This window comes from Yoonia maricola, assembly GCF_002797915.1.
Classification (GTDB): Bacteria; Pseudomonadota; Alphaproteobacteria; order Rhodobacterales; family Rhodobacteraceae; genus Yoonia; species Yoonia maricola.
Genome location: NZ_PGTY01000004.1, coordinates 1 through 13,540 on the forward strand (window position 1 = coordinate 1; position 13,540 = coordinate 13,540).

Annotated in this window: 15 protein-coding genes and 1 pseudogene; 3 read left to right on the top strand and 13 right to left on the bottom strand. The window is 56.4% G+C overall.

Annotated elements, in window-relative coordinates:
* Window positions 1–814 (top strand): hypothetical protein (locus tag BC777_RS16755; protein ID WP_211095393.1); only part of this gene is annotated, 814 nt, incomplete at its 5' end.
* Window positions 811–1,065: a PAAR domain-containing protein gene (locus tag BC777_RS16760; protein ID WP_168769200.1), complete on the top strand. Its 255-nt coding sequence runs from the start codon at window positions 811–813 to the stop codon at window positions 1,063–1,065. The genes BC777_RS16755 and BC777_RS16760, both read left to right, overlap by 4 nt.
* A gap of 12 nt (window positions 1,066–1,077) precedes the next feature.
* On the opposite strand, the pseudogene BC777_RS16765 reads toward BC777_RS16760, so the two are convergent.
* The 10 genes and pseudogenes from BC777_RS16765 to BC777_RS16805 all read right to left on the bottom strand — a co-directional run.
* A pseudogene (locus BC777_RS16765) lies at window positions 1,078–1,251 on the bottom strand (IS630-like element ISSpo6 family transposase); the annotation flags it as partial.
* A 296-nt stretch (window positions 1,252–1,547) separates the two neighbouring features.
* Window positions 1,548–1,946: a CBS domain-containing protein gene (locus tag BC777_RS16770; RefSeq protein WP_100369371.1), complete on the bottom strand. Its 399-nt coding sequence runs from the start codon at window positions 1,944–1,946 to the stop codon at window positions 1,548–1,550.
* Window positions 1,946–2,104, bottom strand: coding sequence for a hypothetical protein (locus BC777_RS19405; RefSeq protein WP_168769201.1), 159 nt, complete (start codon window positions 2,102–2,104; stop codon window positions 1,946–1,948). The genes BC777_RS16770 and BC777_RS19405 overlap by 1 nt, the downstream gene beginning before the upstream one ends.
* Before the next feature lie 10 nt (window positions 2,105–2,114).
* Entirely contained in the window at window positions 2,115–3,077 is a 963-nt protein-coding gene (locus BC777_RS16775) for an FAD:protein FMN transferase (protein ID WP_100369372.1), read from the bottom strand.
* 3 nt (window positions 3,078–3,080) lie between these two features.
* A complete protein-coding gene (gene nqrF, locus BC777_RS16780; protein WP_100369373.1) occupies window positions 3,081–4,301 on the bottom strand; it encodes an NADH:ubiquinone reductase (Na(+)-transporting) subunit F in 1,221 nt (406 codons plus the stop codon).
* Window positions 4,298–4,897 (bottom strand): NADH:ubiquinone reductase (Na(+)-transporting) subunit E, encoded by a 600-nt coding sequence (gene nqrE, locus BC777_RS16785; protein WP_100369374.1) that lies wholly within the window; start codon window positions 4,895–4,897, stop codon window positions 4,298–4,300. Before nqrE ends, nqrF begins: the two co-directional genes overlap by 4 nt.
* Window positions 4,894–5,547, bottom strand: a complete 654-nt coding sequence (locus BC777_RS16790; RefSeq protein WP_100369375.1) for an NADH:ubiquinone reductase (Na(+)-transporting) subunit D — start codon at window positions 5,545–5,547, stop codon at window positions 4,894–4,896. The genes nqrE and BC777_RS16790 overlap by 4 nt, the downstream gene beginning before the upstream one ends.
* Window positions 5,548–5,550: 3 nt before the next feature.
* Window positions 5,551–6,351 (bottom strand): NADH:ubiquinone reductase (Na(+)-transporting) subunit C, encoded by an 801-nt coding sequence (gene nqrC, locus BC777_RS16795; RefSeq protein ID WP_100369376.1) that lies wholly within the window; start codon window positions 6,349–6,351, stop codon window positions 5,551–5,553.
* Window positions 6,344–7,132, bottom strand: a complete 789-nt coding sequence (locus BC777_RS16800; protein ID WP_100369377.1) for an RnfABCDGE type electron transport complex subunit D — start codon at window positions 7,130–7,132, stop codon at window positions 6,344–6,346. The genes nqrC and BC777_RS16800 overlap by 8 nt, the downstream gene beginning before the upstream one ends.
* Window positions 7,129–8,379, bottom strand: coding sequence for a hypothetical protein (locus BC777_RS16805; RefSeq protein ID WP_168769202.1), 1,251 nt, complete (start codon window positions 8,377–8,379; stop codon window positions 7,129–7,131). The genes BC777_RS16800 and BC777_RS16805 overlap by 4 nt, the downstream gene beginning before the upstream one ends.
* A gap of 136 nt (window positions 8,380–8,515) precedes the next feature.
* Here BC777_RS16805 and BC777_RS16810 point away from each other — a divergent pair, with 136 nt between their 5' ends.
* The gene (locus tag BC777_RS16810; protein ID WP_245834440.1) at window positions 8,516–9,619 is read left to right on the top strand and encodes a polyheme membrane-associated cytochrome C; all 1,104 of its coding nucleotides are present in this window, start codon (window positions 8,516–8,518) and stop codon (window positions 9,617–9,619) included.
* A 320-nt stretch (window positions 9,620–9,939) separates the two neighbouring features.
* On the opposite strand, the gene BC777_RS16815 is transcribed toward BC777_RS16810, so the two are convergent.
* From BC777_RS16815 to BC777_RS16825, 3 genes are all read right to left on the bottom strand, one after another.
* On the bottom strand, window positions 9,940–10,821 hold the full coding sequence (locus BC777_RS16815; protein ID WP_100369379.1) for a CobW family GTP-binding protein: 882 nt from the start codon (window positions 10,819–10,821) through the stop codon (window positions 9,940–9,942).
* Window positions 10,818–12,443, bottom strand: coding sequence for an amidohydrolase (locus BC777_RS16820; RefSeq protein ID WP_100369380.1), 1,626 nt, complete (start codon window positions 12,441–12,443; stop codon window positions 10,818–10,820). Before BC777_RS16820 ends, BC777_RS16815 begins: the two co-directional genes overlap by 4 nt.
* 119 nt (window positions 12,444–12,562) lie before the next feature.
* Window positions 12,563–13,453, bottom strand: a complete 891-nt coding sequence (locus BC777_RS16825; protein ID WP_100369381.1) for a LysR family transcriptional regulator — start codon at window positions 13,451–13,453, stop codon at window positions 12,563–12,565.
* Window positions 13,454–13,540: the final 87 nt, after the last annotated feature.

The following is a 13,540-nucleotide window of genomic DNA, read 5'->3' on the forward strand; positions in this document are numbered from 1 at the left end:
GCAGCTGGCCCGGCGCGCCATGGTGGGCGGAGGTTTTGAACAAAACGCAGACTATTGCCCCAGGCCTTGCACCACAGATTGGACTAATCAGATGATTCGCACCGCTTTCATTCTCGCCGTCATTTTCGCCACCTCAGCAGTCGCCGATCCGATCCGCGGTCTCTATATTGCGAAGGAGATGGGCACTGCTTTCTCGATCACGCCGAACGGATTGGTGTACTTTCAGATCGACGGTCCGCAACTTGGCGCCACACGCAGTCGACAGGTCGAAACCGAGGACGGAACACGGGTTGATCTGTTCCAACCAGGCGCAGACGGCCCGGTCCGCGCGTCGATCGTGCTGCGCCCGGAAGAAGGACGCGGCCTGGTGGTGTCCGAAGGCGCGGACGGCTTTTTCCTGCAAGCGGGAACCGTTCTGGAACCCGTCACCGGGTTGCCGGAACAGTGCCTTGCGTCGATTACCACGAAAGATGCATTCTCCGGCGAATACTTCGGACTGCGATCGGGTGTGATGCAGTTCATCCTATCGCCGACCGAGTTGACGTTTCAGTCTGGCGGTGGGCAGGACGCTTTCGGCAACAATGTTCCCCTCGAACGCGACGTTCTGCCGATCACGACCACCATGCTGGAACCCGACCGCATGTTGATCGAGCACCCCGACGACGATATAGTCGCGGATCATCTCGGCCTCGGCCTAGCGTTTGTTGCGGTATTCGGACCGCGCGGGGAGTTCATGATCGAACTCTATCCGTTAGAGGCGCGGGCCGGATGCTTGGAGCAGGCCCGCGATCTTGCGGAAAGCGCCATCCAATGAAGCCTCTCGCGCGCATCGGTGACACCCATGTGTGTCCGATCCATGGGCCCAATCCCATCGTCTCGGGCAAAGCGGGGGCGAAGGCTGGCGTCCGGCCCATAGCGGTGGTGGGAGACAAGACGGCCTGTGGGGCCGTCATCACGGTCGGAACCCCGCTCTTCAAGGTGGATGGTAAGGATGCAGCTCATATCGGTTCCGCGACAAGTCACGGTGGAACGATCACCACCGGGGCACCAATTCTGAAGGGCTAAAGCTTTTTGCATTTAATCCAAGGCATACCCGGCAGCTTTAAGGAAGTTCCAGCATTCGTGTGAATCAAACAGCTCGCAGATGTCTCCGAGGGCTTCAAACAAAGCATCAAATGTTCTTGCACCGATGCGTCGAAGGTGGGCCTTGAGCGTTGAAAATGCCATTTCGATGGGATTGAGGTCGGGGCTGGCCATTGTTCGGATGTACTCCGTCTGTTCGATCAACGGAGCTCAGTTGATGCCTGCTGCGCGCTTGATGACACCATCAGCGCGTTTACCAGACCTGCTTTTTCGTTCGGGATAAGTGCGCCTTGTCAACCCAGCATCGATCCTGCCGATCTGGCGCTTTGACAAGTCAAAGATATGTCCCAAGCGCTCTGGTGAATGCCAAATGGCGCAAATTCTACCTTGCTGAAAGTCCGCTTTTACCCTGAAGTCCGTTCTCTTATCCCATTGCGCAAACGACGTCCGGGCATCAATGATCCTCAACCCCAGTTTTCACTCATGGCGCGTAGAACATCGGCGCGGCTGATCTGGCCGACAAGCTGTCCCTCTTCGATCACCGGGAAACGGCGGTATGTATTGTTCAAGAAAGCTTTGGTTGCTGCGACAATGTCTGTGCCAGCGTCCAATGTTTCAACGTCCTTGGACATATGTTGGGCGACGGTTCCGCCCCATTCTCGATAGTAACTGGCCTCAAGCGCGGCCTTCAAGCAGTCCTTTTTCGACAAGACACCCACCAGATCACCGTTTTTGTCCACGACCGGAGCACCCGATATGCGGTGATCAAGCAGGACGTGCATAGCACGGTTAATCTCCGTTTCAGGGGATAATGTGATCAGGTCAACTACCATGTAATCGGCTACGCGCTGCCCTGTTGTCATTACTTGCCTCCCCGGATAGTTTTCTTGCATCCGCGGCAGGTGGTGCAGGCCAAACCGCCGCAAGACCCCTTGATTGGCGCCCGCCCCAAAAGAACGCCCACAGCAAGGCCGCCCATAGAGATCAGCAGGATCAAGAACGTCAGGATGATGGAAGCCATGGCGCTGTCCTCAACTAAGAATATGCTGTGCAAAGGTGCCGGTCATTGTTCGTTCGGGCGCATCAATACCGTCGGTGACGAACAAGGCTGCGATATCAAGTTTTTGCGCCAAAGCAACGCCATCTGTGGGCCCGGCGGCGCATAAGGCGGTGGCAAAGGCGTCTGCTTCAAGCGCGGTTTGCGCCAGTACTGACACCGACGCCAGAGACGTCGCTGCGGGCCGCATGTAGTAGGGATTTATAATATGGCTGGTCTCAACCGCCCCGGAAACACCATTTTCTGCATGTCCCGATGTCGCAAGCGCAAAGCCTTGTAGATCAAGCAGATGCAGCGCTCTGAAATCCTGCGCAATCGGGTCTGTGATCGCCACCTGCCAAGCCCGGCCATCGGGATGATGGCCCAAAGTCATGACTTCTCCCCCAACCTCAACCAATACTTGTGTAACCCCCACATCGGATAGCCGCGCAATGATCTGGTCAAGCGCATGACCCTTCGCGATGCCACACAGATCAAGCGTCAGGCTTGGCGAAGCCTTCACAATGACATCCCCCGACACGGTGATATCCTTAAATGTGCCTTGCGCACCTTCAATCGGACCAAAGCCATAACGGCTGACAATAGGGCCAACCGTCGGGTCGAACGCGCCACCGGTAAGCGCTGCGATAGAAAGTGCCTTTACCGTTACATCGCACAAAGCCTGCGGCATGTTTGAATGCTCCAAAGCGATGCTTGTGTTGAACCGGGTCAGGTCCGATGTTGTCCGATACGGCGACATCTCCATATCGGTTTGGTCGATCACGGTCTGCATGGTTGATCTGATGAGGGCGGGATCGGTTCTGGTGTCTGCCACGACCCGCCATGTTGATCCAAAGGCGTGTCCTCCGATCACATTGGTCGCGGCGGATGCTGAGTTTGGCAGAGTGAGACCAGCAGCAGTCAGTCCAAAAAGCATGTCACGCCTGTTCAGGGTCATCGCTCAAACTCCAAAATCATCGTTGAAGATATGGTCGGCATCGACGCCCAGATCATCCAGCATCGCCAAAACCGCCCTGATCATCAGGGGTGGCCCACACAGATAGTATTCGCAATTTTCGGGCGCTGGATGATCCCCAAGATACCTTTCCAGCGCGACATCATGCACAAAACCGGTCGCGCCTGACCAATTGTCACCGGGCTCTGGATCGGACAGGGCTATTGTCCAATCAAAATTGCTGTGTTGGGTGGCAAGCCGCTCAATCTCCTCGGTATAAAGCAGTTCGGTTTTGTTGCGTGCGCCGTACCAAAAGCTCATCCTGCGCTTGGTTTCGGCTTGGTTGAGTTGCTCAAAAATCATGGCGCGCAGCGGGGCCATGCCCACACCGCCCCCGATAAAGACCATCTCGCGCTCTGTCGGTTGAATGCGGAAAGATCCGAACGGTCCTGACACCAGAACGGGGTCGCCTTGCTGCAAGGAAAACAGCCAGGATGATACGATACCGGGGGGCGCATCTGCCACAGACGGCGGCGGCAGAGCCAAACGAATGTTCATGACGATTTGCCCCTTGGCGGTGTCTTCTGGCCGGTTCGACACCGAATAAGCACGCGTGACGTCTTCGACGCTGTCGACCGACAGGCCGCGCAGCGAGGTCCACCTGTCTTCAAAGCGCTCTGGCACGGCGATATCCGTATAGTCGAGTTTATACGGCTGGGCGGTGACCTGTACGAATGAGCCCGCGAAGAAATCTGGTCGCATGTCTGGTGGCATTTGCAGAACAACTTCGCGGATCAACGGCGTAAGCTGGCGTGATGAGGTGACATGGCAGGTGAATGCCTCAGCACCTAGCAGATCTTCTTCAACTTCGATGTCCATGTCGTCGCGCACCACAACCTGACACGCCAGATGCAAGCCTTGTCGCAATTCAGCGCGGGTAAAGCGCGCGACCTCGATTGGCAAACTGGCCGGGCCGCCGTTGGTGATCGCCACCCGGCACAATCCACAGGTGCCCGCACCGGCACAAGCCGAAGGGACAAGAATACCGTTGGTGTTCAGGGCAGAAAGTAGCTTTTGCCCGGTCGTCGTCGCGATCGGAGTGTGCGTATTGACGGTAAGGGTCGCTGGCCGCTCTGGCATCAAGGCGGCACGCGCCAGAATGACCGTTGCAGTCAGCACAAGGACCAACGCGATCACGACGACACTTCCAAACAGGATTTCAGTCATGAGCCCACACCTGCAAAAGCCGAAAAGCCCAGTGACATCAGCCCTGTCACCAAGAACGCACTTCCCAACCCCTGCAGCCCCGCAGGCATGTCACTGTACTTCAGACGTTCTCGGATAGCAGCGAAGGTGATAATCGCGAGGGCCCAGCCCACACCACTGCCAAAGCCGAAGACAACAGATTTTGCAAAGTCGTACTGCCGCTCTACCATGAACAGACTGCCGCCCAGAACGGCGCAGTTCACCGTGATCAGTGGCAGGAAGATGCCAAGCGCACGGTAAAGGACAGGCGCAAACCGGTCGAGGACCATTTCCAGTATCTGGACCATGGCAGCGATGACGCCAATGAAGGCAATCAGCCTCAGGAAGGTCAGGTCAACATCGGGCAAGCCCAGCCACGCCCATGCGCCCTCGACAAGAAAACCGCTAAAGATCAGGTTATTGACCGGCACGGTAATCGTCTGCACCACGATAATCGCAAGACCCAGCCCGAATGCGGTTTCCAGACGTTCGGATACAGCAAGAAACGTGCAAACGCCCAAAAAGAACGTTAGCGCGAGGTTCTCGTGGAAAATCGCGGTGATCAGCAGGTCCATCATCCGCGTGACCTTTGCTGTATCAGGCTGAATTTCGGGGTTTCAACCTGCCCGACCCAATGGGTCCGAATGGCCCAAACCAGCAGACCGATGATGAAGAATGCGCTGGGGGCCAGCTGCATCAGACCAAGTGGGACAAACCACCCTCCATCAGATGCAGGCGTCAGGATGGTGTATCCCAGTAACGTCCCGGCCCCCAAAAGCTCTCGGATAGATCCCACAATGATCAGGACCAGACTGTAGCCCAGCCCATTGCCCAACCCATCCAGCACCGATGGCCAGACCGGGTTGCGCATCGCAAACGCCTCTGCCCGACCCATCACAAGGCAATTGGTTACGATCAGCCCCACAAAGATGGAAAGCTGGCGGCTGATCTCGAACGCATATGCCTGTAGAAGTTCATCGATCACGATCACCAGCGACGCGATAATGATGATCTGCACGATTAACCGAATGACGTTTGGAATGTGGTTGCGGATCAGGCTGACCGTTGCTGATGCAAGACACAGCACAGAAGTCAGGGCTAACGACATGACAAGAGCCGTCGACAGAGATGTCGTCACTGCCAGTGCCGAGCAGATACCGAGGATTTGCAGCGTGACCGGATTATTCTCAATCAACGGTGATGTGACATGGCGCAGGTTTGAAGCCATCGTCTAAAGCCCCTCTGTCGCTAAACGGTCAAGAAATGGGCCGTAGCCGTGATCACCCAGCCAATACCGCAGCATATTTGCCACGCCGTTGCTGGTAGCGGTCGCGCCCGAGATACCGTCGACTTCGTAAGGTGCCGTTGCGGTGCCGCGCACAACGGAAATGACGATGTTGCCGTTTTCATCTGCGACCTGCCTGCCGGGCCAAAGTGCTTGCCAAGCGGGGTCTTGGACACGGGCCCCGATACCGGGCGTTTCGCCTTGTTCAGTAATTGTCAGCGCCGCAATGGTATTCAAATCGGGTTCCAAGGCGAGCATCGCCCTGATAGTCGACTGATACCCTGTGCCTTGAACGGGCAAGACAACTAGCAACAGCGCACCGTCCCGTTCCAGCAAGTGGACCAAAGCATGGTCGGCACGCCTGTGCAGACCGGCGATATCGGCATCGGATGGAATAGCAGTGCTTTGCTCAGGATCATTTGCTGCCGCCTGCACGTCAAAGCTGTCGGGATCAATATCGGTCACGAATGTGCCTGTGGCCATCTCTACCACGCGGGTTTCAAGAGCGTCGACGCCGGCCTCTTCCATCACCTCGCGCATGCCGGGCAAGGTATCGAGCATTTGCGCCATGCGCGCGGCGCGTTCGGCTTCCAGATGTGCGTCCTGCAAGGGTTTCAGTGCGACGGCCGCGGTTGATACAAAGGCAGCGCAGATCATTGCAACAAGGATGGCGACGCCGAACACCTTGACGTGGTCGTCGTTCGGGCGCGCCAGAAAGCGCCGCCAAGGGGTGAGCGGATTAAGCATGGGCGGTCTTCCAGCGTCTGGCTTGTACCAAAACAACCAGATGGTCGATCAACGGCGCGAAGATACTGGCGATCAGTGCGGCAAAAACGACCCCCTCAGTCGTGGGAACAGGTCCGTCCGAAAACAGGATAATCAATCCCCCTGTTAGCAGCCCGTAAAACCAGCGACCGGGGTTGGTTGCCGACGCCGCCGTAGGGTCACAGACCACAAACACCAAGCAGAATGTCATTGCCGCAGCAATCGCAGGTGCATTTAACCCATCGGCAGAGAGCATAAGCAAAACACCTGTACCCACCGCGGCACCCACCAAGATGCGCCATGATATGAGGCCCAGAAACAACAGCAGAAGCGCCCCAGGGATCGTTGCAAGTGCAACGTTTACTTTACCCGGCGCCAGCGTCACCTCAGGGAACGAGAATACCAGCAATGATGCCGCAACGACCGCCGGACTTAAGAAACCGAACCCGCGCCCGCCAAAGACCAATTCCGCCAATACCACGCCAAGCGAGAGGGCAATGGCCAGCTGCCAAAGGACAAGATCGGGTGGTGCGAGCACCGCAATGATCAGCGCTGTTGTGATCCCGTGAACGCCAGGTTTGCGCTTACGAAGGACGGCAAATAAGCCCTCCCAGAACCACACTGTTAACAGCGCGGTTAGCAGTAAAACGGCATAGCTGGTTGGGTTTGCCAAAGCCGTTACAACGGATGGCGCGACCAGTGCTACAGTCTGCGCGAGAGTGACACCAGTCACGCTCGTCCAAATGGAAGGGGCTGGGTTCATGCCGCGTCCTCCATAAGCTCATCAAGAACGTGTCGCAGCAAGACCCTGTAGTCCGCGCCGCTGGTACAAAGTCGGCACAAGATTGCAACGTCCTCCTCGACCAGTGCCAGACACCCAAGACGGCGTGCGGCATCACTGTCACCAACGCTAAGCGCGCGCATCAGCGGCACTGATAAGACGCGTGGCGCCAATGCGCGGTCCAATGACGCGGTCGGGATTAATGCGCCTTGGGTGAAAGATAACCAGGATTTCCATGACGCTTGCACTTTCGATACTGGGCGCGGGGTTGCCGTAACCTGCATGTCAAAGCGACCCAGAAACACCGCTTCATGCGCATTGAGCGGAGTGCCTGATCGGAAAACGGGGTTTGCGCCGTCAGCTATATGATTTGCTGTTATGTCAGCGATACGGGCGCCAAGTATGGTCCGCACCAGCTTTGGACTTTCTAAAAGAGGTCCGCCAACCGCGACGACCCGGTCGGCCGCATACTGACCCGTCGCAAACAAATGCCCGATGGCAACAACGTCTTGATAGCCAACAGTCCAAACCTGCCGCCCCGATTGTACCGGACATAGTCGATCGATATGTGTGCCTGCTAACGCTGAAGCCATTGTGCCGCCAAAGGTCGTAACGCGCACGCGGTTCGTGACTGGGCAAAGTGGGGCACCTTTCGATTGGCAGACATGGACCAACCCATCGGTTAGTTTGGTCAGGACATCAGCACCTTTTGCAAACATTTCCATCCGCCCGTCCAGAACCACATGTGGGTCAGGTGCGGCAGCCCCCTGCACAGCGTTCACGAATATCGCAAAGGGGCGATCGTCCGGGGCCGGCGTACGACCGAACGGGCGGGTACGAAAGGCGGGCCACATGCCGCGACCCTGCAAAACATGACGTACGGAAACATCGGTACTGTCGTCCAAAGGTGTGACTTGCTGTGCAGCAGATGTGGTCTTTCCCACCGGTTTGATGACGCATGCAGATAGGGTTCTACGAGGGCCGTACTCTAATTGCGCTACGGTTCCTGCACATGGTGCCACATGGGCAATTTGACTATGGTTGCGATCTGTAAAGAGAACCTGACCAGCGGTAACTTCATCGCCCTGCGCAACCAAAAAGGTAGGGCGCAGACCGGGGAAATCAGCACCGACCACGGCGGTCGAACCCGGCAATCCGATATCATCAATGGCCCGAACCGGCGCATCAGTGTCGGATCGCCAATACCCCTGTCTAATCTGGTAATGCATGCAAGCCTGACAGCCCTTTTGAGTTTTTAGGGTCATGGATATGGGTGCCTGCGCCCGTCACATTGATATTTATCAATCTGCAAAAACAAGTTTGCGACATCCATTGGAAGTGCCTCAGTCAAAGGAGCCAAGACCCATGCCAAAGATGATGTCGTTCACCAGAGCGTTCGCTACCGGTATGCTCACTGCTCTGGTCAGTTCACAGGCTGCAGCCCAAGACAGTCCTGACGATGGCCCATCTCTTGATGAAATCGTTGATGCCTGGCTGGCGTCGCCCCACGCAGACCGCTCGTCTGAGGCTTTTACCCACTGGCATGAAGAAAGCGAAATCCCGGGCACCTGTGCCGTTTGTCATTCCAGCACCGGGGCCGTCGATTACTTGCTTGGTGAAATGAGCCAACCGGGCGTCATAGACCACTCTGTGCCGACCGGAACATCAGTGGATTGCGTTGTCTGTCACACCTCGGCGGCGTCAGAACTGATGGCTGTTCCGTTCCCATCCGGTGAAACCGTGGACACGTTCGAAGAATCTGCAGTTTGCACGGTCTGCCATCAGGGTCGTACATCAACCTTCGACGTCGAAACTGCAGTCGCTGGGCTAGAGGATGATGTGATCGCAGGTGATTTAAGTTTCATCAACATTCACTATGCACCCTCTGCAGCAACCTTGATGGGCGGTGATGTAAGGGGCGGCTATGAATACGATGGCAAGGTCTACAAAGGGCAATTCACGCATGTTCCTGACATGAACGGCTGTGTTGATTGCCACCGACCACATTCGCTTGAGGTGCAGTTGGACAACTGCACGGCCTGCCACCAGGGCGTTACCAGCTTTTCCGACATCCGAACCACGACGACGGACTTTGATGGTGACGGCGATACATCAGCGGGTATTTCTGTGCCGATCAATGCGCTGCATGAGCGCCTTGGAATGGCGATCCAGAGTTATGGGGCAAATGTTTCGGGAACCCCCATTGTCTATGGCGCAGGGTCTTATCCATACTTTTTCATTGATAGCAACGGCGATGGCATCGCCTCGGACGATGAAACGGCCTACCCCAACCGGTATCAAAGCTGGACACCCCGTCTTTTGAAAGCCGCCTACAACTATCAGGTCGTTGCCAAGGACTCGGCGATATACGTCCACAACCCGCACTATGCATTGCAGCTTCTATACGACAGCTTGGAGAGCCTGTCCGGGCAGGTTGAAGTTGACATGAGCGGGTTGGCGCGACCTTGATGAAGAAACGTTATCTAAGTTTGCCCAATCCCAATGCGGCGCCCACTTGCCCTATGGAGGGATCGCAGAGATAGCATTGTGGACCTCTGGCGATCTTCCAAGCAGCTGTGCAAGATGCTGCTTGCAGCCCAGAGACGATGTAGACAGCAGTCGAGTGCACGCCAATCTCAACCGCGCACCCAGCCTGCTTTGTTCAACAGGTACGGATTCTATATCTGAAAGGCTAGGATCAGGGGGCTGGGCCACCGCATATCTGGACACTCTGCAGGCAGACATGGCGCAACGTATCGTGCTTCAAGCTGATTAGGTCGCGTTGATATTCACCCTCTTGCAAGGCAGTCGTTCCACCAAGCCTCAATTTCGGTCAGCGTGACCATACCAGCCAACCCAATCCCGACGATATTTGCCGTATGGACCCCCGCGGTTGCGTTGATTTCAACCTGTGTGCCCACACACTGAACGATCCAGCTTGTCTGATCATCATAAGGCAGCTTGCCCTTGACGCGAAACAGCCCCCTTGGACGCGCGGCGAAGGCTGTGCGAAGTGCATCTTCGGGCAGCGTCAACCGATCCTGGCTTGACCATGAAACATAGTCGGGGTGGCGTAACGCAGCATTCAGCGGGCCTTCTTCATGGCGTATATCTGCAACAAGATGCAGGATATGCTCTGGCGCACCCTGTGTCAGTACGGGTGCGCGCGTCAGATCGCTGAGGTCGATCTTCGGCACACCCCCTTTTGCTTTGCTGATCGCGACCAAATCAGCACATGCGATTTGCTGCGCAAACTGTGCCCCGATCAATGGGTCACGGCGCAATCCGTCATAAGACATCGCATCAACCACCGTCAGGATCCCAGCGTGTCGCATGTCCGGCTCTGTGATAGCTGCATTTGCGATCTTTGTGGGGTCAGCGATACCGCTGGCTTCGACAATCAAATGATCCGGGCGCGGGTTACGGTCCAGTACATCCCCAAGAGCCATGAACAAATCCGCTCCCATTGTGCAGCACACACAGCCGTTTGTCAGTGCAATGGTGTCTTCATCACGCGCGGCAAGCAGGCTTTGATCAATATTGATCGCGCCAAAATCATTCACAATGACAAAAAGGCGCTGGCCTTGAGGGGCCTTTAGAAGCTGATTGATCAGCGTGGTCTTGCCCGCCCCAAGGTAGCCGCCAATCACCGTTACAGGCAGCGGGTTCATACCAGAGCCACCTGCCCGCCAAACACGGTGCCAAGCACTGGTACATCGGCGAGAGCTTGAGGATCAACCGTCAAAGGGTTGTCCCCAAGTACCACAAAATCAGCGCGTTTGCCGATGCTGATCGATCCAATCTCTGCGTCCAGTTTGAGCGTCTGTGCGGCACCCAGAGTAATCGCCCGCAAGGCTTCGGCCACCGTGATACGTTGCGCCGGCCCCAGCACGGCACCCGTCATGGTCTGGCGGTTTACTGCACACCAAGCGGTAAAAAGAGGACCCATCGGCGTCACCGGCGCATCAGAATGGATCGCAACAGTCAGGTCATAATCCAGCGCGGACCGTGCCGCGTTCATGCGCGCGGCGCGATCTGGGCCGACGGTCAGCGCAACATGCTGATCCCCAAAATACCACAGATGGTTGGCAAACAGATTGACGCAAAGACCAAGGGTCGCACAGCGCCGGAACTGATCTGCCCCCATCAACTGCCCGTGTTGCAGAACATGCCGATGGTCGGGCCAATGCTGTGCCTCCATTGCATCTTCCAGTGCGCCAATGACGACCTCGGACGCTTCATCCCCGTTGACATGGATATGCATTTGGATCGCCGCCCCATGTAGCACTTTGCATGTTTCGCGGATCTGATCTGGGGCCATATTCCAGATGCCATTGGGTTGCCCGCCTACATAACCCGGCCATTTGACCCGCGCGGTCCACCCTTGGATCGACCCGTCTGTCATTAGCTTGACCGCGCCCAGTCGCAGTTTATCCGTGGATCTTGCTTTCAACGCATGGGCGCGGCTGGCCAAGGCAGAGGGATCTCCAGACGCGGCTAAAGCGGGCACGATACGCAGCGGAAAGTTGTCCGCGCCGGTTACGGCCAGCATGACGTCAAGGTCCTCGTCCTCCAATTGCGAAAATAGATCTGTGACGGTCGTGACCCCGGCACGGCGAGCCACTTCTGCGTAAGACTGTATGGCACTTTCGCGTTGCGATAGCGCTCTGAAATCAATGCCCAATCGCCGCATGATTGGGAACATCGCGGCCATTTCCTGCAATTCGCCGGTGGGTGCGCCATTCGCGTCCTTGACGACGCCTTCGGCTTGGGTGCTGGCGTTGTAACCTGTCATATTGAGTGCTGCAGAGTTCACGCACATCAGATGGAAATTTGAAAACAGGATCGCGATCGGGCGGGTGGTCGAGACCCGGTCCAGATGCGCCCGGCTGAGCCGGTCATCTGGCAAAAAGATCGGGTCAAACCCCCAGCCGATCAACGGTGTATCAGCGGGCAGTGTCGTCTCAATTTCGGTTAGGCGTGCGACGACATCATCAAGCGACGAAAGCCCGTTCCACACACGGCCCTGAGGATCAATGCGATCGTGATAGCCGGTATAGGCATAATCCCAGATCGCCCCAGCCATCATATGCGCGTGACCTTCGACAAAACCGGGCATCAGGATAGCACCTGCAAGGGATGTATCATGCGTGACATCGCCCCAAGCGTCGCCGCAATCTGCATCACCCAACGCCAATATGTGCCCGTCGCGGACTGCAACATGTGTGGCCTTTGGCATCGTCGGGTCCATTGTGATGATTGTTTTTGCTTCGAAAACCGTAATGCCTGACATGCAACCCCCCCTGAGCAGTGCTTCTTTAGGCGTACAGAAGACGGCAATAAAGACAACTGGTTTCGCCGCAGGATCTGTAGCCGCTCACCATCATGCACTGGCGCAAGACCGCGTTAAAGTTACAGCTTTGGCAGGTCGCGCAGGTAGTTGACGAAATGACCTGTCGGCCCAACGACGTGATCGCGCCGCCAGATGGCCGATGTGATCAAACGCTCGGTCAGATCCTCAATCGGGACAACCATAAGACCCGGACCATGGCCCAGGCAAACTGATTCAGTCAGGACGGTGACACCCATGCCACAAGACACAAGACCCAGAATACCAGCGGTATTGAATGCTTCCTGAACGATGCGCGGCATGAACCCGGCGCGTCGGCAAAGCGGGATCAGATAGTCGTAGAAATGCTGCCAATCGGTTGAGCTGCCATGCACAAAGTCTTCGGTAGCCAGTTCGGTCAATTGAATGCCGGTCCGGCGCGCAAAGGGATGGCTATCGGCGCACACGCAGACAAACCGTTCTGATTGGACTGGCTGTTCGTCATAGTCATCCTTGTTCACCGGACCCGTGACAAAGCCGATATCCAGCTTTCCTTCCGTAAGGCGGTTTATCTGGGTCAGGGTTACGCCATGTTGCGGTTGCAGGATAATCTGCGGGTGGCGTCCCTGAAAATCCTTCAACAGCGTCGGTAGCGGCCCCGCAATGGCAATATCGGTATATCCGATACGCAATGACCCGATACGCCCGTGGTGCGCGTTATGTACATCCTCAGTCGCCCGTTCCATCAGGCTTAGCATTTCATGCGACCGATCCAGAAACACCTTACCTGCTGGGGTAATCTGCACATTGCGGTTTGAGCGGGTAAAAAGTGCTACCCCAAGCTCTGTCTCCAAGGTCTGGATTGCCCGGCTAAGGGCTGGCTGCGCAATGCCGAGCCTGTCGGCGGCCCGGCGAAAATGCAGCTCTTCGGCGACGGCCACAAAGTATCGGATAAGGCGCAAATCAGAACGCATGATGCCGTACAAGTATCAATAATATCATAATTGATATTATACCAACACCCATTCCCGTGCAAAGCTGAAAGATAATAGCACAATAAA